The sequence below is a fragment of the Neobacillus sp. 114 genome, from assembly GCF_030127045.1.
Lineage (GTDB): Bacteria > Bacillota > Bacilli > Bacillales > Cytobacillaceae > Neobacillus > Neobacillus rhizophilus.
The window spans coordinates 4961608-4981732 of the sequence record NZ_CP126144.1; the positions used below are offsets into that span (position 1 = coordinate 4961608).

18 protein-coding genes are annotated in these 20125 nt (G+C 42.9%); 2 read left to right on the forward strand and 16 right to left on the reverse strand.

Features of this window, described 5'->3' with window-relative positions; genetic code table 11:
* Positions 1-2: 2 nt before the first annotated feature.
* From QNN06_RS24390 to QNN06_RS24410, 5 genes are all read right to left on the reverse strand, one after another.
* Positions 3-2198 (reverse strand): RelA/SpoT family protein, encoded by a 2196-nt coding sequence (locus QNN06_RS24390; protein ID WP_217033770.1) that lies wholly within the window; start codon positions 2196-2198, stop codon positions 3-5.
* 256 nt (positions 2199-2454) lie between these two features.
* Positions 2455-2967: an adenine phosphoribosyltransferase gene (locus QNN06_RS24395; protein WP_213120050.1), complete on the reverse strand. Its 513-nt coding sequence runs from the start codon at positions 2965-2967 to the stop codon at positions 2455-2457.
* On the reverse strand, positions 2958-5321 hold the full coding sequence (gene recJ / locus QNN06_RS24400) for a single-stranded-DNA-specific exonuclease RecJ (RefSeq protein ID WP_284036089.1): 2364 nt from the start codon (positions 5319-5321) through the stop codon (positions 2958-2960). Before recJ ends, QNN06_RS24395 begins: the two co-directional genes overlap by 10 nt.
* Positions 5322-5435: 114 nt before the next feature.
* A complete protein-coding gene (gene secDF, locus QNN06_RS24405; protein WP_284036090.1) occupies positions 5436-7697 on the reverse strand; it encodes a protein translocase subunit SecDF in 2262 nt (753 codons plus the stop codon).
* A 132-nt stretch (positions 7698-7829) separates the two neighbouring features.
* Positions 7830-8114: a post-transcriptional regulator gene (locus tag QNN06_RS24410; protein ID WP_308170358.1), complete on the reverse strand. Its 285-nt coding sequence runs from the start codon at positions 8112-8114 to the stop codon at positions 7830-7832.
* A gap of 129 nt (positions 8115-8243) precedes the next feature.
* Here QNN06_RS24410 and spoVB point away from each other — a divergent pair, with 129 nt between their 5' ends.
* Positions 8244-9797 (forward strand): stage V sporulation protein B, encoded by a 1554-nt coding sequence (gene spoVB, locus QNN06_RS24415; RefSeq protein WP_217033780.1) that lies wholly within the window; start codon positions 8244-8246, stop codon positions 9795-9797.
* A 139-nt stretch (positions 9798-9936) separates the two neighbouring features.
* On the opposite strand, the gene QNN06_RS24420 is transcribed toward spoVB, so the two are convergent.
* Entirely contained in the window at positions 9937-10599 is a 663-nt protein-coding gene (locus QNN06_RS24420) for a DUF421 domain-containing protein (RefSeq protein WP_213120045.1), read from the reverse strand.
* Positions 10600-10863: 264 nt separating this feature from the next.
* Here QNN06_RS24420 and QNN06_RS24425 point away from each other — a divergent pair, with 264 nt between their 5' ends.
* A complete protein-coding gene (locus QNN06_RS24425) occupies positions 10864-11223 on the forward strand; it encodes a TIGR04086 family membrane protein (protein ID WP_284037976.1) in 360 nt (119 codons plus the stop codon).
* 47 nt (positions 11224-11270) lie between these two features.
* Here the strand turns inward: QNN06_RS24425 and yajC are convergent, their stop codons facing one another.
* The 10 genes from yajC to safA all read right to left on the reverse strand — a co-directional run bounded on the left by yajC (position 11271) and on the right by safA (position 20069).
* Positions 11271-11549: a preprotein translocase subunit YajC gene (gene yajC, locus QNN06_RS24430; protein WP_213120044.1), complete on the reverse strand. Its 279-nt coding sequence runs from the start codon at positions 11547-11549 to the stop codon at positions 11271-11273.
* Between the two features lie 29 nt (positions 11550-11578).
* Positions 11579-12718, reverse strand: a complete 1140-nt coding sequence (tgt, locus tag QNN06_RS24435; RefSeq protein WP_217033782.1) for a tRNA guanosine(34) transglycosylase Tgt — start codon at positions 12716-12718, stop codon at positions 11579-11581.
* A 128-nt stretch (positions 12719-12846) separates the two neighbouring features.
* A complete protein-coding gene (queA, locus tag QNN06_RS24440) occupies positions 12847-13875 on the reverse strand; it encodes a tRNA preQ1(34) S-adenosylmethionine ribosyltransferase-isomerase QueA (RefSeq protein WP_284036091.1) in 1029 nt (342 codons plus the stop codon).
* An 18-nt stretch (positions 13876-13893) separates the two neighbouring features.
* Positions 13894-14076 (reverse strand): DUF2905 domain-containing protein, encoded by a 183-nt coding sequence (locus tag QNN06_RS24445; RefSeq protein WP_249366929.1) that lies wholly within the window; start codon positions 14074-14076, stop codon positions 13894-13896.
* Positions 14077-14096: 20 nt separating this feature from the next.
* Positions 14097-15098 carry a Holliday junction branch migration DNA helicase RuvB gene (gene ruvB, locus QNN06_RS24450; RefSeq protein WP_213120040.1) on the reverse strand — a complete coding sequence of 334 codons (1002 nt, stop codon included), beginning with the start codon at positions 15096-15098 and terminating at the stop codon, positions 14097-14099.
* Positions 15099-15108: 10 nt separating this feature from the next.
* Entirely contained in the window at positions 15109-15720 is a 612-nt protein-coding gene (gene ruvA / locus QNN06_RS24455) for a Holliday junction branch migration protein RuvA (protein ID WP_284036092.1), read from the reverse strand.
* A gap of 286 nt (positions 15721-16006) precedes the next feature.
* Positions 16007-16537, reverse strand: a complete 531-nt coding sequence (locus QNN06_RS24460) for a BofC C-terminal domain-containing protein (RefSeq protein WP_217033785.1) — start codon at positions 16535-16537, stop codon at positions 16007-16009.
* 126 nt (positions 16538-16663) lie between these two features.
* On the reverse strand, positions 16664-17350 hold the full coding sequence (locus QNN06_RS24465) for a YhcN/YlaJ family sporulation lipoprotein (protein WP_217033786.1): 687 nt from the start codon (positions 17348-17350) through the stop codon (positions 16664-16666).
* 99 nt (positions 17351-17449) lie between these two features.
* Positions 17450-18436 (reverse strand): phosphotransferase, encoded by a 987-nt coding sequence (locus tag QNN06_RS24470; RefSeq protein WP_217033788.1) that lies wholly within the window; start codon positions 18434-18436, stop codon positions 17450-17452.
* Positions 18423-20069, reverse strand: a complete 1647-nt coding sequence (safA, locus tag QNN06_RS24475; protein WP_284036093.1) for a SafA/ExsA family spore coat assembly protein — start codon at positions 20067-20069, stop codon at positions 18423-18425. The genes QNN06_RS24470 and safA overlap by 14 nt, the downstream gene beginning before the upstream one ends.
* Positions 20070-20125 lie beyond the last annotated feature (56 nt).

Sequence of the window (20125 nt, forward strand, 5' to 3'; positions counted from 1 at the left end):
CCTTAATTCATCATCCGGCGAACCGAGTAAATATCGGAAATCTGTTTAATTCGGTCAACGACCTTTTGTAAATGAGCGACATTATGAATCGCAATGGACATGTTAATCATCGCCATCTTATTGCGGTCCGTTTTGCCGGATACGGCAGAGATATTTGTTTTCGTCTCGTTCACAGCCTGCAGAACCTCATTTAACAGCCCTCTCCGGTCATAGCCGCTGATTTCAATATCAACATTGTATTCTTTCCGGTCATTTAAGGCAGATTCCCATTCTACCTGAATAAGTCTCGACTGGGCATCACCGGTGTCAATATTCGTACAATCCGAACGGTGAACGGAAACGCCGCGCCCTTTCGTAATATAGCCGACAATTTCGTCCCCTGGAACAGGATTACAGCACCTGGACAGGCGGATTAGCAGATTATCAATACCTTGGACACGGACTCCGGATTCCCGCTTTTTAGACTGCGGGAACGCCTTTAAATCAGTAATCGCATTGGCAAGACTTGCTGACTGCTCCTGATCTCGTTTTTTGCGCCATTTTTCCGTTAAGCGATTGGCCACCTGAAGGGCAGTTACCCCATTATAGCCAACAGCTGCATACATATCCTCTTCATTGGTAAAATTAAATTTTTCGGCTACTTTTTTAAGATTGTCTGGCGTTAAAATTTCTTTAATATCAAACTCCAAATTCCGGATTTCTTTTTCAACCAGCTCTCTGCCCTTGACGACATTTTCATCGCGGCGCTGCTTCTTAAAGAAAGCGCGAATCTTATTTTTCGCCTGCGATGTTTGCGCCAGCTTCAACCAGTCCTGACTTGGTCCATAAGAATGCTTGGAGGTTAATATTTCTATAATATCGCCTGTTTTAAGCCGATAATCAAGCGTAACCATTTTGCCGTTTACTTTGGCCCCGATTGTCTTATTCCCGATTTCGGAGTGTATCCGGTAAGCAAAGTCAATCGGAACGGAACCGGACGGCAATTCAATTACATCACCCTTTGGTGTAAAGATAAACACCATATCCGAGAATAGGTCAATTTTTAATGATTCCATAAACTCTTCGGCATTGGCTGTATCGTTCTGAAACTCTAGAATTTCTCTAAACCAAGTCAGCTTTTGTTCAAAAGAAGAACTTTCGCTGAGAGATTTCCCCTCTTTATAGGCCCAATGGGCGGCAACCCCAAACTCGGCAATGCGGTGCATATCAGACGTACGAATCTGCACCTCAAGCGGATCGCCCTTTGGACCGATAACTGTTGTATGAAGGGACTGATACATATTCGGCTTCGGCATCGCAATATAATCCTTGAAACGTCCCGGCATTGGCTTCCAGCACGTATGGATAATTCCTAAAACGGCGTAGCAATCCTTTATGCTATTTACGACAATCCGAACGGCGAGCAAGTCATAAATTTCACTGAATTGCTTGTTCTGCAAGGCCATTTTTCGATAAATGCTGTAAATATGCTTGGGACGTCCAGAAAGATCTGCTTTAATGGAGACATCAGAAAGGCGCTCCTTCACTTCGTCAATAACATCGTCAAGATATTGCTCCCGCTCCGCCCGCTTCTTCTTCATTAAGTTAACGATCCGGTAATATTGCTGCGGATTTAAATATCGTAATGCAGTATCCTCAAGCTCCCACTTAATTGTTGAAATACCAAGACGATGGGCTAAAGGGGCAAATATTTCAAGTGTCTCATTGGCAATCCGACGCTGCTTTTCCAACGGAAGATGCTTTAACGTCCGCATATTATGCAAACGGTCGGCAAGCTTAATAAGGATAACCCTGATGTCCTGTGCCATGGCCACGAACATTTTCCGATGGTTCTCCGCCTGCTGTTCCTCATGAGATTTATATTTAATTTTCCCCAGTTTCGTAACCCCATCGACAAGCATAGCCACTTCGGCATTAAAAGTATGTTCAATATCCTTCAAGGAAACATTCGTATCCTCAACGACGTCGTGAAGAAAACCTGCGGCCACCGTTGATGGATCCATTTCCAAATCGGCCAAAATGCCGGCGACCTGGATTGGATGGATAATATATGGCTCACCTGATTTACGATATTGATCACGATGAGCATGCTTAGCAAAATCATATGCCTTCTTTACTAATTCCACATGCTCTTCGTTTAAATACTTTCTGGTCTTGTCGATGACTTGGTCGGATGTTAACACTTGATCATTCGCCATGAAATCACCTTTTTTATTTTCCATCTCGTTTTATGGGCTAATCAGCATTCTTTTTCTAGAATCTGACGAGCTTGTTGTTTCTCTATATGTCAAAAAACGGAATTTGTATTTTTATATAAATTCAATCTAGGAAAAATTGTTCCTAAATTAGAATGATTGTTACTATTATCGAAAAAAATAACCAAGATGTAAAGAGTTTAATCTTTTTTCATTATATAAAGAGAGCACTCATGCTTTAGAGTGCCCTCATGAAACGTTAATACTGCATTAATGTTAGTATATCATAATCATCAAGCTTGCTTCTGCCGTTTAGGTAGGTCAATTCGATGATAAAGGCGATACCAGCCACTACACCGCCCAGCTGCTCAACCAGCTTAATCGTTGCATCAATCGTTCCGCCGGTTGCCAGCAAATCGTCCGTAATCAAGACACGCTGACCAGGTTTAATCGCATCCTTATGAATGGTTAAGACATCTGTCCCATATTCCAATCCATAACTGACTTTAACTGTTTCGCGAGGAAGCTTTCCTTCTTTACGAACTGGAGCAAAGCCCACTCCAAGAGAATACGCAACCGGGCAGCCAATGATGAAGCCGCGCGCTTCAGGTCCAACTATAATATCGATGTCCTTATCCTTGGCATAGGCGACGATTTGGTCTGTCGCATATTTATAAGCTTCACCATCCCCCATTAAGGGAGTAATATCTTTAAAGACAATACCTTGTTTTGGGTAATCCGGTACAATAGCCACAAACTTTGTTAAATCCATTCCTTTACTGCCTCCTCAATTACAACTGACTCACCAATAATCCCATCAAACCAGCCTTTTAATTCTTGATAGGATGAAAACAATAATTCCCTTTCAAGATCATATTGGTTCTTTTTCAATTGATAGGTTGGCGAATAAGTTAAATCGCGCTTTTGCGCTGACCGATTTAAAGTTATAAAACCATTATTTATTGTAACAAAATCCAATTCATAAAACACCTTTGACATAAAATTAATCGTTTCCTTTGACCAGCCGCGGTGCTTAGCTATATCGTCGCCATACCTTTTCAGATCAATAGGTCCATTTTTCAAAAGAAAAGCATAATACCATTTAAAATGTTCTCTTGTCGGTAAGGTGCTGAAAAAATCGCTCGATTCTTTATAAAAATAAGCGTAAATTCTTCCCGGCTTATTCCCCTTTAACAATTCCGTTAAAAGCTCTTTTGAAGATGGAAAATCTGCTAGTATAATGTTACCCTCATAGTCATTAAATGCACTCGCTTCAATTGTGTCCCGGATAATAATACTTTCCTGATGAAGGTTTGGAGCAAGTTTTTCAAGATGGGATTGATTAAAAAAGATAATCTTCCTATTTTCTGCAGGCACTGTAACACCAATGTTATTCAGCCGCTTTTGGCCGCGAAAATCAAACAGCTGCCAAGACTCTACAGCAATGTCCTGTACCATGATTTGCGGTTTACGTATATTGTTCCATTCATTAATCGATAATTCACCAATTAACGAAATTTTAGCCAATGGAGAAATCTCATCAACAATGGAACCCAAACCGAAGCCTACCCCATCAAGATTGGCGTCATTTTCAGTAAGCGATAGTTTCATATGATTTTGCTCGCTGCCAATTTTTCTGATACTAGCAACATCCACCTGATTGATTAACACCTTTGGTTTGGAGTTATCCATTCCGAATGGTGACAACAGGTTCATTTCTTCCAGGGAGGTTAAATGAATATCCTCTAGATGAACCTCTTCATCAAGAAAGGTTACCGGAATAAAATCCTCATCCGTTAGGAGGTCATCGGCTAACTTATTTAAGCGCGCCCTTAGGATTGGTACGTCATCAATTTTCAGTGTCATTCCGGCAGCCATTGGATGTCCGCCAAAATGCGGCAGGATTTCCCTGCAAGTTGATAAATTATGAAAAAGATCAAAACCGGGAATACTTCGTGCCGAGCCCTTTGCCAGCCCTTTTTCATGGTCAAAACTTAGCACGATCGTTGGGCGGTAATATTTTTCAACCAGTCTCGAGGCGACGATACCAATGACACCGGCATTCCAGCCTTCCTTCCCAATCACCAGAACCTTACCCGCCTCAATCGGGAAATTCTTTTCAACTTCCTCAATTGCCTCTTCGGTTATTGTGTTTACGATGGTTTGCCTTGTTTTATTGAGGGCATCCATCTCAGCGGCTAATTCTTCAGCCTCCATAGAGTCATCGGTAAGAAGGAGACGGACTGCCAAATCGGCTTCCTCTAGCCTACCTACGGCATTGATACGAGGTGCAAGTGTAAAACCAATGGTTTCTTCATTTATTGATTGCAAATCAACACCAGCGATTTTAAATATGGCCTTTAAACCAATGTTCTCAGTGACCTTCAATTTTTCTAGGCCCTTTTTAGCAATCAGCCGGTTTTCGTCTTTTAAAGAGACTAAATCGGCAATTGTACCAATCACCGCAATTTCAAACAAATGCTCAGGCACTTTTCCATATAAAGCATGGGCTAATTTAAAGGCAACCCCCACACCAGCAAGTTCGCGAAACGGGTAAATGCTGTCAGGCAGCTTTGGATGAATAATCGCCAAAGCTTCCGGCAAAACAGGCCCTGGTTCATGGTGGTCCGTAATGATTAAATCCACACCCAATTCCTTTGCCACCGCCGCTTCATGAATAGCGGCAATTCCGGTATCTACGGTAATAATCAATTTTATTCCTGCTTCCGCCGCATGGCGAAATGCAGGCTCATTAGGGCCATAGCCCTCTGTAAAACGGTTTGGAATATAGAATTGGACATCTGCCCCTAAATCTCTGAGTGTAATCATTAACACGGATGTACTACTGACGCCATCCGCATCATAATCGCCAAATATAAGAATCGGTTCCTTCCGTTCGATTGCATCACGAATTCTTTTAACGGCAATATCCATCCCTTTTAACAAATAGGGGTCGTGGAAGTCAGCTTTTCCAAATAAAAAATACCGTGCAGAATCAACGGTATCTAATCCACGGTTGACAAGCAGCGAAGCCACTAGAGGTGTAATTTTCAACTCGTTTTCCAGTTTTTTCACTAGGGTCGGATCTGATTCACGAACAATCCATCTTGTTTTAGACTTTAACATGTAGAAGTTCACCCCTTTAGACCTTCTTATTATACAGGAGCAGGAGGTCCCTTTCAATGAGGATATTTATGGGCAAAACAAAACCGCAGACTGGGCTGCGGTTTTTTATTTGTATTAAACTTGCGGCTGATCGGAGTACTTTCTTTTTTCTTTAACGGTTTTAATTACACCTTTCTTTTTAAGCTCACGTGTCTTAAAGACGTACCATAATGGACCGGCGATACAAATGGATGAATATACACCAGTGATTAACCCGACAAACAAGGCGATCGAGAAGTTCTGGATGGACGGACTGCCAAAGATAATCATCGCAACAACCGTTACCAATACGGTAAAGACTGTATTAACAGAGCGCGTCAATGTCTGTCTGATACTTACATTCAATACTTCAGCAATATCTTCATTCGTTTTAAGACGCTTCTTCTTCTGCATGTTTTCACGCATCCGGTCGAACGTAACGATAGTATCGTTAATCGAATAACCGACAATCGTTAACACCGCAGCGATGAACGTTAAGTCAACCTCCAGCCTTGTGATACTGAAGAAGGCAACCATGAAGAAGGCATCATGCAATAAGGAAACAACGGCGGAAACGGCCATCGCCCATTCAAAGCGAATCGTAACGTAAAGAATAATCCCAATTGATGCGATAATCAAGGAAATAAACGCATTTTTCGCCAATTCTTTACCGACAGTAGGCGAGACGGTGCTGACGTTTGGCTCTGACCCGTATTCCTTCTTGAAATCTGATTTTAACTTAGCAATTTCATCCTTCGATAAAACATCCTTCGTACGGGCGGAGGCTCTTTCATTTTTATCACCGGAAATGACAACATCATCTGGTGTAATATGATGCTTGGTTAATGCCGTTTCAACTGTTTGGGTTGTTAAAGGTTTATCAGATAATACTTCAATCCTGGTTCCCTTTGAAAAATCAATGGACAGATTCAAGCGGAACACAAGCAGCAGGACAACACCGATAGCTAACAGCGCGCCCGAAATGATGAAGAACACCCTTCTGCCTTTAACAAAATCAAGCTTATCAAAACGGGTAGGCAAATCTAATGTATCAAAGTTTTCGGCAATATCCTTAATCGCAGACTTCTTAACAGCAAACCAGCCCGGCTTTTTATTTAAAAAGCCGCTGTTAACCCATAACGCCAAAAATAGACGGGATGCAAAAACAGCTGTCACAAAGCTTAACAGGATACTTACCAATAACATCGTGGCAAACCCTTTTACCGAGCTAGTCCCATAAAAGAACAACACCCCGGCAGCCAGAATCGTTGTCAGGTTGGCATCTAAAATCGATGAAAAAGAGTTCTTGCTTCCTGCTTGGAACGCGGATTTAATGGATTTACCAACCTTAATTTCTTCCCGTATCCTCTCATAGGTGATGATGTTGGCGTCAACAGCCATCCCCACCCCGAGGATCAAGGCGGCAATTCCCGGCAGTGTCAATACTCCGTTCATCCAGTCAAAAATGAGTAAAACGAGATAAATATAAATCGATAATGTTACGATTGCGATGAATCCAGGGAAGCGATAATAAACAAGCATGAACAGAAAAATAATGGCGATACCGATTATACCGGCCAGAATGGTTTCATTTAATGCCTGCTCGCCGAAACTAGCTCCGACAGATGTAGAATAAACTTCCTTCAGTTTAACAGGAAGAGCACCTGCGTTTAAAAGGGAGGCCAATGTTTGGGCTTCCTGGGAAGTAAAATTACCGACAATTGAAACCGTATTTTGGTTAAAGACCTGACTTACAGTAGGAGCAGAAATATATTTAGGGTCTTTCTTCGTTACTTCATTTTTAAAAGAATCTTTTCCTTCTTCAAAATCCATCCAAATGACAAGAACATTCGGTGACGTATTAATTATTTCCTGGGTTACCTTTTTGAACTTGTCAGCGCTTTTTAACGTTAAAGAAACGCTGGGTTTTCCGTTTTCGTCAAAGGTTTGCTTCGCTCCGCCTTCTTTTAAATCAGTACCGTCCATCTTCAGTTGATCATTGGCATCCCGGAAGGTCAGATTTGCTTGGGTAGACAAAATTTCGCGCGCTTGATTTTGGTCTTCGACTCCGGCAAGCTGAACACGGATTCGGTTCGTTCCCTCGATTTGAATGTTTGGCTCACTTACACCGAGAACGTTAATCCGCTTATCGAGTGCTTCAGCCGTACTGGCCAAGACATCTTTGTCAATTTTCTGACCTTTTTTCGCCGGCTGCACCTCATATAAAACCTCAAAACCACCTTGCAGGTCCAAGCCAAGCTTAATGTTGTTCAAAATTCCCTTTGTTGTAACTCCCATCGTACTTCCTAATAACACAACTATTAGAAGGAAGGCCAAAATTCGACTGCGTTTCACCATTATGTATTGTTCCTCCTTAAAATAAACCAAAAGCACAGTTTGCTATTCCTTAGCCCAATACTATCCAAAATCACTTCCTTCATTATGGAATATGTCAACAGCAACTGTCAATTTAGAAAAAGATAGTTAAGACTATTTTAAAAGCTCTTTCCATTCCTCTTCATCTTCAAGAGAAAGTTCGGCAGTTTTATAGGTTTCAATCGTTGCAAAGCTGATGTAATCACTTACCTTAATGGAGAGAATATCCTGGATGATTTCATAAAGCTTCTTTTCGTCCGTGACCTTTCTCCATTTTTTCTTGGTCAGGTATCCCCAGAGCTCTGTTTCGCTGATTGAATCATAACCCAGCAAACGAAATTCTTCCAGCTTGCTCACCATAGCGGGTTTTACTTGAGTACGAAATTGTCCATAATCCATCTTCATTGCCCCCCGAAAGAAGTATCCTTAAATTAAACTGCCGAATAAATGCTTGTCATGCTTTGTCCACCATATCGCATATAGATAATTGTATATGATATCGCCTATTTTGAGAAGGTGGGAAGTAGTATGTCAAAGTTTTTAAAAGGGACTTTTATCCTGTTAGTTGCCGGATTAATAACAAGAGTCCTTGGTTTCATTTATCGGATTGTCCTGGCGCGCAGCATTGGTGAAGAAGGCGTCGGCTTATATATGATGGCATATCCTACATTTATCCTTGTGGTGACGATTGTACAGCTTGGGCTGCCGGTGGCGATTTCGAAAAATATTGCTGAGGCGGAGGCAAAAGGTGATCATGCCGGGATTAAAAAAATTCTTGTCGTCTCCCTTGCCACAACGATTTCCTTATCTATCATTATAACACCTGCATTATTATTGCTGGCACCTGTTTTGTCAACAACACTTTTTACCGACCCAAGAACCTATTATCCTTTGATGGCAATTGCACCAGCGGTTCCCATTATCGCTATTTCCTCAGTGTTAAGAGGATACTTCCAAGGAAGACAGAACATGCGGCCATCAGCTGTATCGCAAATTTTGGAACAGCTTGTGCGGATTACCTTAATTGCCGTTATGACCAAAGCCTTTCTCCCTTACGGAGTCGAATATGCGGCGGCTGCTGCGATGGCGGCTTCCGTTTTAGGTGAGGTAGTTTCTCTTATTTACTTAATGACAACCTTTAAATTTAAAAAACGCTTCAGGCTGCGCAAGAATTTTTTCCAGTTTGTCCATAAGGGGAAACAAACCTTTAAAGATTTGATGGAGATCGCGATTCCGACAATGGGAAGCCGAATGATTGGGTCGGTTTCGTGGTTTTTTGAGCCAATTGTGGTGGTTCACAGCTTGGCAATTGCGGGAGTGATGGCGGTTGATGCGACAAAACAATACGGCGCCCTGACAGGTTATGCAATGCCGCTGTTGATGCTTCCTTCTTTTGTGACATTCTCGTTGGCCACCTCCCTTGTGCCAGCCATCAGCGAAGCAAATTCGCGGAAAAACTATAAATTAATAGAGTACAGGCTCCAGCAGGCATTAAGATTGACCTTTTTGACAGGCGGACTTGCCGTCATCGTGCTATATGTGTTAGCTGATCCTCTGATGCAATTGATGTATGGTTCCACAAAGGGGGCTTATTTTATCCGGTTGATGGCCCCATTCTTTTTGTTTTATTATTATCAAGGTCCGCTTCAAGCCGTCCTTCAAGCATTGAACTTAGCGAGAGCGGCAATGATTAATAGTTTAATCGGGGCGATTGTGAAAACGGCCGTCATCTTTATACTCGCTGCCCAGCCTGCCTTCGGAATTACCGGTGCTGCACTAGGGATTATCGTAGGCTTTGTCGCTGTTACCCTCCTTCACTTTGCGACGGTCTTAAAAAGGATTTCCTTTCCTTTTTATATCCGCGACTACTTAAAAGGATTTTTGGTAATGGGGGCATCAGGCTGGCTGGGATTCTGGCTATTTGACAACATGCTTTTATCAGAACCTTTAGCTGTGAGAGTTCTGGCCGCTTTATTCGCGATGAGTATATCATATTGTTTGATGCTTTTATTATTAGGTCTAATTAAAAAAGATGAATTGCAAAGAATCCCATGGATTAAAAAATTTTTTATAGCAAAATAAATGAAAACTCGCCGATTGGCGAGTCCGATAGGATGGTTCATGAGGCGTAGTTGAATTTATTCGTTAAGATAGGATAAATTCGGAAAAATTTATCCTTTCTTATTAGCTAAGAAGACACGCACTTTGCTTGGCGTGTCTTTTATTCTTCATCTAATAAATCGATAAAAAATTTTCCGTTTTCATAACTGCAGAAGGAAATTTTTTTAATGTCACGGTACCCCTTTTTCTTTAATTCCTGACGAAGCCAGAGGTTTGTTTTGTTTATTTTTTTTAGGTTTTCTTCATCAATCGTTCCGTCCATGATTAATGGAATGGTGATATCGCCATTTTTCGGCTCGTTCTGACTTCCCTTCTGTCTTTCAATTACGGACAGGCTTCCTGAGGACTCTAGAATAGCAAACTCAACATCTGCAATGCTGCGAATGTCCTTCTCTCTTAACTGGGTCAATAAATCATCAAAATTATAGCGCTGTTTCCGCATTGCATCCTCGTCTACCTTCCCCCTGTTAATGATAACAGTCGGCTTTCCATCGACCATATCGCGGAACTTTTTACTTTTTAAGGAAAGAAGCGCCATTACAATTTGGATAATCATGAGCAAGAACATCGGCAAAACAGCATGAAATAATTTAACATTTGGTCTTTCGATTGCGACAACGGCCAATTCACCAATCATGATAAAGACGACAAGATCAAGAATACTAAGTTCTCCAATTTCCCGTTTTCCCATAGAGCGAAAAATGACAAGAATAACAGCATATAAAAAAAGCGTCCTAAAAAGTATCGTTAGAAAATCTTCCACCCTATTGTCGCCCCTTTAATTGCATTCCATTATATTGTTTGCCCCTAAGGAAAAAATCATGAAAGGAATAATATTCCAAATGCAATTTTTAGGAATAAACGAAAATTTAATTCTACTTTACCGCCCTACCGAATACGCTTGTACTAGGAAGAAAACTGTATTCCGGGCCTTCGCGAATAAAATATCCAAAATAGATTAAATTTAGCCCGGCAGGAACAAAAGGGGGAGAGAGCCATCGAATCAAAGAGCTTTGGTACAGCCATACTGTACGGATTAATTTTTATTTTCGCTTTTGCGAGCATTGCCAGCCTTATTTTTTCCTTTGTGTTAAAATTCACGTCCGCCCAGGAGTCAACGCTTCAATATGTGGTAACGGCCCTATCATTTATTGGCTTGTTTGGGGGCGGTTTCCTTTCCGGCGGCAAGCGGAAAGAAAAGGGCTGGCTGATTGGCGGCGTTACCGGCCTAATTTACTCACTAATCGTCTTTTTATTTCAATACCTCGGCTATGACCGGCTGTTTTCTGCTGAACAAGTAATCTATCATACCTGCTATACATTAATTTCAATGATGGGCGGGATTTTAGGAGTTAATATTGCCACCAATAATTCAAGAACTGCGTAAAAGAGCAAAAAAAGGAAGCTGTTATCGAAACAGCTTCCTTTCCTGTCTTATACTTGTGCTTCCTTACCGGACTCAGTCACTTCACGAATGGCAGAGCGGTCATATGTAAGACGGCTTCCATCGCCACATTTGATGACAACCTTATTTTCATCGATTGAATCGACAAAACCATGCAAGCCGCCAATCGTGACAATCTTGTCACCCTTTTTCAATTCACTTTGCATGTTCTGAACCGCCTTTTGGCGCTTCTGCTGCGGGCGAATTAACAGGAAATAAAACAAGACAAACATTAAAATTAATGGAATAATGGATCCCAGATTTCCCATACTGTTTCCCTCCTTTCAAAAAATATCTATCAGAAATTCTTCGCGTTTGGCTGATTAAACCCATAACGCTCAAAAAATTCTTCGCGGAAATCACCAAGCCGGTCTTCCATGATGGCTTGTCTGACCTTCTCCATTAATCTTAACAGAAAATAAAGATTATGGTAAGACGTTAGACGAATTCCGAACGTTTCATTACAACGAATTAAGTGGCGGATATATGCCCTGCTGTAATTTCGGCACGTATAGCAGTCACACTCAGGATCAAGCGGACCAAAATCTTTTGCATATTTGGCATTTTTCACGACAAGCCGGCCAGAGCTTGTCATCAAAGTCCCGTTCCGAGCAATTCTAGTCGGCAGGACGCAGTCAAACATGTCAATCCCGCGAATAGCCCCGTCAATAAGTGAATCTGGTGAACCAACCCCCATTAAATAGCGCGGCTTATTGGCTGGCAGCAGCGGAGTCGTAAATTCAAGCACACGATTCATTACGTCCTTTGGCTCGCCAACGGACAGGCCGCCAACGGCATAACCCGGGAAATCCAGTGACACGAGATCCTGGGCACTCTGCTTGCGCAACTCCTCATATTCCCCGCCTTGAACAATTCCAAACAATCCTTGGTCTTCAGGGCGCTGGTGGGCATTTAAGCAGCGTTCGGCCCATCTTGAAGTCCGCTCAACGGATTTTTTCATATATTCAAAGGTAGCCGGGAAGGGCGGGCATTCGTCAAAAGCCATCATGATATCAGAACCAAGGGCATTTTGGATTTCCATTGCTTTTTCCGGCGACAAAAATAATTTCTCACCGCTGAGATGGTTGCGGAAATGAACTCCTTCTTCTTCAATTTTTCGGAATTCACTTAAACTGAACACCTGGAAGCCGCCGGAATCGGTTAAAATCGCCCGGTCCCAGTTCATAAATTTATGCAGCCCGCCAGCCTCTTTAATGATTTCATGGCCGGGACGTAGCCAAAGATGATAGGTATTGCTTAAAATAATGCCGGCACCCATTTCTTTAAGGTCTTCCGGTGACATTGTTTTAACGGTTGCCAGCGTCCCCACCGGCATAAAGGCTGGGGTGTCGAAGGAACCGTGCGGGGTGTGGACCCGGCCGAGGCGGGCACCCGTTTGCTTACATGTTTTGATTAATTCATAGCGAATTGCAGTCAAATTCTTTTCTCCTTCCAAAAGGCTGTGTGAGCTGAGCTTAGCAAAAACTTATTTAAGTCAATAATGTATTATTTATAGCAAGCTTTGCTAAAGTGATTCACTTTTGCGAGCGCTCCGCCCCTTTTCCACTAAATGATAAACATCGCATCGCCAAAGCTGAAGAAGCGATACCGTTCCTCAACGGCAGTTTGATAAGCTCGCAATATATTTTCCCGGCCAGCCAAGGCACTGACCAGCATGATTAGTGTCGATTTTGGCAAATGAAAATTAGTAATCATGCCATCGATGCCTTTAAATTCGTATCCTGGATAAATGAAGATACTGGTCCAACCGCTCCCGGCTTTGAACTTCCCATCGTTTGCGGAAGCAATTGTTTCCAACGTCCGGGTTGAAGTGGTTCCGACTGTAATGATCCTGCCGCCGTTCCTTCTCACCTCATTTAGAAGCTCCGCTGTTCCCTCGGTCATTATGTAAAATTCAGAATGCATGTCATGTCCTTCTACATTATCCACACTTACCGGCCTAAAGGTACCTAGACCAACATGCAGGGTGATAAAGGTAACATGGACCCCTTTTGCTTTAATCTCTTCCAACAGCTCTTCCGTAAAATGCAGGCCGGCCGTCGGCGCTGCAGCTGATCCTGGTTCGCGGGCATACACTGTCTGATAGCGATCACGGTCTTCAAGCTGTTCTTTAATGTATGGAGGAAGCGGCATTTCGCCAAGCTGGTCGAGCACTTCGTAAAAAATTCCTTCGTAGGTGAATTCCAACACACGACCACCATGCTCGGACGTCCCCGTGCAAACAGCTTTTAGAAGGCCATCGCCGAATTCAATTTCGGTCCCTTCCTTCACACGTTTTGCAGGCTTTACCAAGGTCTCCCAACGGTCGCCTTCAGTCTGCTTTAGGAGCAGCACTTCAATTTTGGCGCCAGTGTCATTTTTTACACCAAAAAGGCGTGCAGGAAGAACCTTGGTATCATTAAGGACAAGGCAATCTCCCTCACGCAAGTATTCACTAATATTTTTAAACACTTCGTGCTTTATGTCGCCAGTTTCTTTATTTACGACCATTAATCGGCTATCCGTCCGATTTTTCAGCGGTACCTGCGCGATTAGTTCCTCTGGCAAATGGAAATCAAAGATATCTACTTTCATAATTAAACATCCCTACTCTTAACGAAATCTTCCCATGATGTAAAAAATCAGGGATAACACAATACTAAGCAAAATGGAGGTAACCACAGGGAAATAAAAGGTAGTATTCCCCTTTTTAAAAACAATATCCCCTGGAAGCTTTCCGAGATGCAAAAACTGCATTAAAAAACCGATTAGAAATACGATTCCGCCTATGATCATAAGCGTTTTGGAAAGGCCTGTCACTTTGTTGGCACCTCCATGCCAAAATGATGATAAACTTTAGGGGTGACCAACCTTCCCCTTGGGGTTCTTTGAAGAAAACCAATTTGCAGCAAATATGGTTCATATACATCCTCGATGGTTTCTGCCTCTTCTCCGATAGAAGCAGCAATTGTGTCCAAGCCGACAGGACCGCCGCGGAATTTTTCAATAATCCCCTTTAAGAGTTTATGGTCAATATGGTCAAGGCCAAGCCGGTCGACCTGCAAAAGTTCCAACGCTTCCTTGGCCAGGTTAAGGTTGATGGAACCGTCCCCTTTTACCTGGGCAAAATCCCGAACCCTTCTTAGAAGGCGGTTGGCTATCCTCGGGGTCCCACGAGCACGTCTGGCGATTTCTCCGGCCGATTGATCATCAATTTCCGTATCAAATAATTCAGCCGTCCGTTTGACAATATTTTTCAACTCATCCTCATTATAATACTCGAGCCTGCCCAAAACTCCAAATCGATCCCGGAGCGGTGCTGAAAGCGCGCCAGCCCTAGTAGTGGCACCGACGAGCGTAAACGGCGGAAGATCGAGGCGCACCGAGCGGGCGGTCGGCCCCTTCCCGATGACGATGTCCAGGCAAAAATCCTCCATCGCTGGATATAACACTTCTTCAATGGACCTTGGCAGCCGATGAATTTCATCAATAAACAATACATCTCCCGGTTCAAGAGCAGTCAATATCGCAGCCAGATCACCCGGACGTTCAATTGCTGGCCCTGACGTGGTCCTGATATTAACGCCCATTTCATTTGCGATGATGACAGCAAGCGTCGTCTTTCCGAGTCCGGGCGGTCCGTAAAGAAGGACGTGATCCAAGGTTTCTCTCCGGAGCTTTGCAGCCTTTATAAAAACTTCCAGATTCCCTTTCACCTGATTCTGCCCGATGTATTGCTTTAATGTCTGCGGCCTAAGACTTTGTTCCAAACTTATCTCCTGCTCGTTTACTTCACCGGAAATAATCCGTTCTTCCATAAACCATCACCTATTTCAAAAGCCGTTGAAGGGCCTTTTTGATATATTGGTCTGTTGTCAGCTGTTCCTTTCTTAATTCAGGGGAAATCTTTTTAATTTCTTTATCGGAGTAGCCCAAAGCTTTTAAAGCAAGGACTGCTTCCTCAAATGCCTCGCCGCCGTCCTGTGTATGTATTGGAAGTGTATCCGCATTGAAAAGATTCGGAAAATAATCCGGAACGATATCCTGTAATTTCCCTTTTAAATCAAGGATCATTTGCCGAGCAGTTTTTTTGCCAACCCCCGGGAATTTAATTAAAAAGCCTTCGTCCTCATTTTCAATCGCGTTGACAACCTGTTGGACCTCGCCTGATGCCAGGATGGCCAGAGCCCCTTTCGGCCCGATGCCTGATACATTTAACAGCTTTGTAAAAAGCCTTTTTTCCTCACGAGATTCAAAACCGTACAACGCCATGACATCTTCCCGTACATAGTGATACGTATAGACAGTCACTTTGGTTTCCATTTTTCGCGAATAAACGAACGGATTTGGCGTGGCAATCTGGTAGCCGATGTCATTGTTATCGATAACGATATATTCTGGACCGACAAACTCAACGGTACCTTTTATAAATTCAAACAATCTGATTCTCTCCCCTAGTTTCCTGCTGTGCTTACACACTGTATTCCATTCTATCATACAATTTTGGGTGAGTTGAAGAAAATCGCTGCGTTTATTTGATTCGCCAATAGAATCGTGAAATTCGCCAATAGAATGCTAAAAATCGCCAATAGAATGCTTTAATTCGCTGATAGAACCTTAAAATTCGCCAATAGAAGGTTTTTATTTCAATAAACAGGTAAATATTTCAAAATTAACAAAAAAAAATCAGGCTGATAACTAAATTTCAGACTGATTTAATTCCTCTTTATTCTTTTTTTATTGAATAAGGCTTAAATGTCTCCAAAACCTCGACATATCGATCTTTGTTTTTAATAGGAATTCCTTGAAGCAGTTCTTTTTGCGCCTTACTTTCGAGCTTTTTGATGTCTATTTGAAAAAACGATTGAATAATCCGCGAGCGATCAGGTCTTCCATTAAAAATAGTTAAGACGCCGTCATCAGTAATTCCAAAATAGCCGTTTCCCTTTAATAACGGGGAAATATCATCGACCTGCTGTTTAAACACTACAGTTGATTCATCAATACTCAAAACCTGCCATTGGTCATACTTTGCCCAAAAGTTCTCCATGGACCAGACTGTTTCCTGGAATGTTTCTTGACTGATTTCACCATCAAGGTAAACTCTTTCTAAAGTCACTGTCATTTGCAGAGGTTCGGTATTTCTTTGGTCATTGAGCTGGGTTGCTGTGACAGTGCTTATTCCTCCAAAGACTTCTCCACCTATTAAGAGAATAGCTAACCATGACCACCATATCATTTTTTGTTTGAACCTCATGCTAATCACCTCTTTATTGTTAAGAATTGAACATGTTTACAATTCTAGTTTAGCCTTTTTTTCCTTTTTTATCCGAACACAAACAATACAAAAGGGCAAAGCACATTTTCGCTTTGCCCCTCAGTTCTATCGGCCATCAGGTTCTGGCTGCGGAAGTTCGTTGTTATGATTGCGGTCCCGTCCAAGGGCACCGTCATCCGTAATAACATTTATGCTTCTTCCGGCAGCATATTTCTTGACCGCATTCTTGATTGCCCGCTTTGTTTCAGCAGCACGGTCTTGGTTGTTTAGTTTTACTGAGATAATCACCTGATCACCGAAAGCCACCGACCTTATGCTGCGAACATTATCGATATCGGCCACCCTGTCTCTAATTTGATCTGTCACTTGCTCTTGAAACCTTGGATCAGTTACTGTTCCTGACCCTATAGGTTTATTCAAGTGGCCGTGGTAATTCATATCCGCAGTACTGAAACGGTTATCCCGCTGGAAAAAATTCCGGTCGGTTTTGGCTAAAGGTGTGGTAGGATTTTTCGGATTCCCATTTTCATCCTTTGTTTGCAGCGCCTGTCTTCTGTTTTCATTGATCACGTTGTCCTCGTCGCCAATTGTGTGATCCAATGCTTCCGGCAAGGCGCCGTCATTATCCCTTAAGTACCCATAATTATTATCGGAATGGTTTTCATTGGAATAATAACCAACTGGTCGCATCAGATTATTATTTTGCCCGGAGCTTTTGTTGTCGTTTGCACAGCCAGCTGCACCCATTAGCATAAGGGCAGAAAAAGGAATCATCCACTGTTTCTTGTTCAAGCGAAAAACCCCCTTCTAAACATCCTGAGCATATAAAGAATGCTCTTTATTAGGGTGTTAATTTTAAGGGAGTTTCATTCTCGTAGAACAGCTACATGATTATTCCAAAAGGTCCTTTAATTGCTCCACAAAGTTTTTTCTGTCGGAAAACTGGCCGATGGACAAATCAATAACCTGCTTTAATTTCGTCTCATCAGAATAAGATTTTTCCCTGATAATCCGATTCCATTCCCGAAAAATATCGGCAGGATACGCTAAAGCATATAAAAAAGCCGGTTCTCTTTTGTATTTCTTCATTTGAGTATAGGTTAGCAAATTGTCGTAGGACCAATCGATAAAAGGAAGAATGCGATTTGCATATTGTAAATAATCAAATATCGGCGGTCCAATATTAATCAAATCAAAATCAATTAAATGCAGTTTACCTGTTTTGTCCCGTAAAAAATTATGATGTGCAACATCACCATGCAATATCACATCGGCTTCGTTATGAAAAAAAGATTGTTGCTGTTCCATTCCAGTTAGGGACCAATACGCCCATGACACCATTTCCGAGACAAAAGGCTCCTTTATAAAATAGCGAAGGAAGGGAAGATTATTTAAAAATAAATGATACCTTTCCGTCCATTTTGCCAGAATATCTCCATTCGGCAGCAATGTGCGATACCTTTTTTCAAAAGACTTAGTTGTATCGTGGAATTGTGCGATTAGGTCCAAACCTTCTTGACGGTTACTGTAGGTATGGAAAGAAAAGGAAGATTTATTTGCGGAAAGATATTCGAGACAGCCATAATGGGTTCCTTCAAAATATAGCTGTTCATTTGAGGGAGGTTCTAAAAAACGATAGGTTTTCTTGAATCCCTCTTTTCTCAGCGTTGCAGTAAAAGCCTCCTGCAATTTTAGCTTTCGATGGTTCGAATACCCCTTAAGGATATAGCTTTGTTTTTTCGTCTTGATTAAAAAAACATTCCCACGAATTGGAACAAATTTGCTTATTTCTTCCTGAAACTGTGACTGAAAATAAGAGAAGAGACGATCAAAATATGCATCGTCTCCGTTTCCACTTCTTATATTAACTGCTCTCATCAGGAAAACCCGTCATGCCATAGCCTGCCGGCCCCATTCCATATGGGTTCATAAATGGCGGCTGGGCAACATTTAATGGTGCTGTATAGGGTGCACTGTAAATTAGCGGGGTCGGTGGAACAAAAGCTTGTGGTGCTGGTTCTTCAGCCGGCGCTCCGCAGCCGCAGTCATCCAACGCTCCGGTTCCAACCGGCAAGCCCTGTGCAGGATTTTGCAGGAATGGAGCTGTTGCTCCTTGCACCATATCGGCTGAAGACGGGAAATCCATTGCCCCCATTACCTGAGGGGCCGGCCCAGACATTTGCGGATAACCGTAGGGCAATTGACCATAAGGTGCTCCCGCTCCGTAAGGAACGCTCGGGGCCTGACCGCCCAATGTTGTTTCAGGGGCAGCTGGCATGGATGGGCCAAATTCCATTCCTGCAGGATAACCTCCTTGTTGAGGAACTCCCGCTGGAGCAGGGCCATATCCACCTGGCCTCTGCCCATATCCTGCAGGCATTTGGCCGTATTCCATTGGCATTTGACCATACCCTCCAGGCATTTGGCTATAATCCATTGGCATTTGGCCATAACCACCTGGCGCCTGACCGTATCCAGCCGGGACTTGACCGTATCCAACCGGGGCATGGCTGTATCCTGCCGGCATTTGGCTGTATCCCGTAGGCATCTGTCCAAAGGCTGAAGGGTCCATGTAAGTTGTTTGCATAGCCGGATTGAATCCTGGGTTTTGAGCGCCCATAACAGCACCTGGGTTATAACCCGGATTTACAGCCGGCATATGCGGCATGAAAGCTGACGATTCATCATCATAATGATATGGCATATAGCCCGGGCCTGCAGCTGCTGGGTATCCGGCTGGGCCCACCGCACCCGGTACGCCGGCCATTCCTGGAAAACCTGCCATGCCTGGGGCCATTGGCATTCCAGCGTAACCTGCCATCCCCGGATCCATTGGCATTCCAGGACCGCCTACCATACCCGGGGCCATTGGCATTCCAGGACCACCTGCGTACGGCATATACGGCCCTGCAGGGAAACCACCGTATGGCGGACAGAATCCCGGTCCAGGCATGACTGGAGTCATCGGTACACAATAATCCTGCGGCATTTCTTGTACAGGAGCAACAGGTGCTGGAAAAGGAATTTCTTTCTTTGGAACTTCTTTAACTTCTGGAAGAATATTTACTGGTTTTGGCGGGAGATTCGGTTGTTCTTTAACCGCCATTTTTTGCATACTCACTTGGTAGTGTTTATTGATGTCAATTTCAGGGACGACTTGTAGAGGCATTTTTGGAGTATATGGTACTTTTGGTACTTCTTTGATTGGCATCTCTTTAATCGGGATTTCCTTGACCGGCATCTCTTTGATTGGCATTTCTTTAATTGGTACAGGTTTCTCCTTGGCAAATGGGTGTTCTTTCAGCGGAACCTCTTTTTTCGCTCCTAAATTGATTGCGCCTTCTTTTTTTATGGATCCGCCAGCTGTCGGAACCTTTATTTTCATACCGGGCATAATCATATCAGGGTTGCTGAGCTGCGAATTCAACTTCTTCAGCTCTTCAAAATTCACGCCGTACTTCTTGGCGATCTTCCAAAGAGTATCCCCTTTCTGTACGATATGGATCTTCACTCTGATTTCCCTCCTATGGCATAAGTCCATATAGTGTATGTGGAAATAGGCAAAAT